General features: G+C 56.0%; 1 protein-coding gene. It reads right to left on the bottom strand.

Features of this window, described 5'->3' with window-relative positions; all coding sequences use genetic code 11:
* A partial coding sequence (locus ACTHTY_RS11250; protein WP_440367687.1) for a DUF6531 domain-containing protein occupies positions 1-1763 on the bottom strand: 1763 nt, incomplete at both ends.

The following is a 1763-nucleotide window of genomic DNA, read 5'->3' on the forward strand; positions in this document are numbered from 1 at the left end:
TAGGCAAAGCGGTAGTGCGCACCGTTTTCATTGGTGAGGCCGACTAAGCGGCGGGCTTGGTCGTAATGGTAGCCGAAGGTATGGCCCAGCGCATTGGTGCGTTGGGTCGGCAGACCATCCTGGCCGTATTCGTAGGAAGTGGTGTGGCCTTCGGCATCGGTATGGGTAGTCAGACGACCTGCGGCATCATAGCCGAAGGTCTCTTTGCTGCTGTCGGGATAGAGGGCGAGGGTGAGGTTTTGATTGGTGTCGTAGTGGTATTCGGTGTGCTGTCCCAGCGCATCGGTAATACGCGCCAGCTGTCCTTCGGGGGTGTAAGAGAGTTTGGTTTCGTAACCCGAGCAGTCGGTAATCCGGTTGGGCTGATGGTTTTCGTTATAGTGGTATGCGGTACTGCTGCCGTTCGGATCGGTTACCGACAGCAACAGACCGTTGCCGGCGTATTCGAAACGGGTGATGTGTTTCAGCGGGTCGGTATGGGTCAGCAGGTTGCCCGCTTCGTCATAGGTATAGCCGTGGTAACGGCTTTCGGCATCGCTTTTACGGATCAGACGGTAGTTGTCGTCATAGTCGAAATGCAGGATGACGCCGTCCGGACGGATAATGCTTTCTACCTGGCCTTCGTTGCTGTACTGATAACGGGTAACGCGTCCCATCGCATCGGTATGGCTGAGCAGTCGGCCCAAGTCGTCGCGTTCCATCAGGTTGGTGCTGCCGTCGGCAAACACCCGTTTGGTCAACTCATTGTTGTAGTCGTAATGATATTGCTCGGTACGGCCCAATATGTCGGTTACCTCGGTGTAACCTTCGTGATAGGTAAAACGCCATTCCTCGCCCAAAGAAGTCCGGTTGCGGATGACTTTGCCGGTCGGGGTGTAATGGTCGTATTCGTATTCCGATACCAATCCGGCTGCATCCGTGTGCGACACCATCAGATTGTTCTTATAGCCGAAGCTGCGTTTGACATTACCGTCGCGGCCGATGACGCGGATTAAGTCGCCGCTATTGCTGTACTCGTAGCGGACCAGCGGCGTACCGACCCGAACGGTTTCGCCAAAGGATGGTAAACCCTCCAACAGCGATACCGACAGCAGCCGCATTCTAGGCGACTGCTCATCGGCCACATTGCCGAAGTTCAGCGAGAACACCCGGCCGTTGCCGTCGATGACGTATTGCGGCAGACCGGTCAGCGGATGATAGACGAAACGCTGATGGTTGCCGTTGGCGTCTTCCACCGCGACCAGCGGGAAGAGGGTGGAATCTTCGTCCGAACCGTCTTCAGCGACCACCAAAGGGGCAAAACGCAGCGCTATCGAACCGTCCAGCGAAGCAATGACGTAATGTCCGTCCGGGTTCTTGCTGAACCAAATCTGTTCGCTCTCAAACAATACCGGCTCTTCGTCATCTTCATCGACTTCCGGCAAAGGGAACAAACGGCCCTGATCGTCGATATAGGCCAATCCGGCCGCATCGCGGATAATGCGCTGGCAGCCCGGTACGCTCCAGCCCTCGCCGAGCCAGCCGGTACCGTCTTGGTCGGAATAATAGCTGCGGCTCCAGACCAGCGGCAGGATGCCTTCAAAGGCAAAGTCGGTTTCACCCTCCAAAAACTTCAAACCGTGTATCGGATTGACCGGACGGCCGGCACCTACCGCCCCCTTACAGGACAAACAGGTTTTAGGGGGGAGTCTTTTGCTGAACTTGCCGTTCATATGGAACATATCGCCGGTACGCACGATATAGCGTTTGCGGATTTTAACCGA

This window comes from Neisseria sp. P0019.S002, assembly GCF_051957155.1.
GTDB lineage: Bacteria > Pseudomonadota > Gammaproteobacteria > Burkholderiales > Neisseriaceae > Neisseria > Neisseria perflava.